General features: G+C 40.7%; 1 pseudogene. It reads left to right on the top strand.

Annotated features, from left to right (window positions below):
• Window positions 1-434: pseudogene (locus tag AC3G7N_RS20865) on the top strand (glycoside hydrolase); the annotation flags it as partial.
• Window positions 435-757 lie beyond the last annotated feature (323 nt).

The raw sequence follows: 757 nt of genomic DNA, 5'->3' as shown, positions 1-757 counted from the left end.
AACGTATTGCCGATACAATGCGAGAGGTTGTAGAATTAGATCCCCATGCTACTCCTACAGTTAAGGAGCTTTCACATGGTAAGGGGACAATCATTTGGTGTCCACTGCCCGTTGAACTGAATGAGCGCAGTGAGCCGATTATCGCCTTATATGAATATGCTATAGACCATGCTGGAATACCAAAGCATTTGCAATGGCGAAAAGGGGATTTTCCAGGGAATTACGGAAGAAAACTTTCATTTGCAAGCGGGTCATTGTTTATCTTTGTATCCGAGTTTGCCAGGGACACGCCGGTTGAAGTGAACGATCCCGACACAAATAAAACGTATTCTTTCTTGCTTGAGGCGGAAAGAACAGTGATGTTTGCGACAGATAAGGAAGGAAATGTTACGTCAGTCTATCGGCCGGATGAGGTTGAAATTACGAAAAGCTAATGTTTTTACCCAGTGAACACCTTTTCGAGGAGCCAAACGGAAAAATCACCATAATTACAGGTTTGAATGATGATAACCGGTAATCTAGTTATATTAAACTTAGCATTAAAGAACCTCATGTACTGCTGCCTCGTGTTCGGTTATCACATAGAATACGAGGCAGAGTTTTTACTGGTAGGTGCCTTATTTCTGAAAACATCTCTTCATGTGTAGAGCGCATTTCTTTTAATTTTGCTCTCTGGTATTTCATTCTCAAGCATTTTAGTATCCGATACTTATTAGGAGGGATTAAATTGTCCTACGAAGTCTAGAAAATGAAGAAT

Source organism: Virgibacillus carmonensis, from assembly GCF_057836705.1.
Note: the sequence above shows the minus strand (reverse complement) of the source record. Positions and strands in the feature narration are given on the sequence as shown.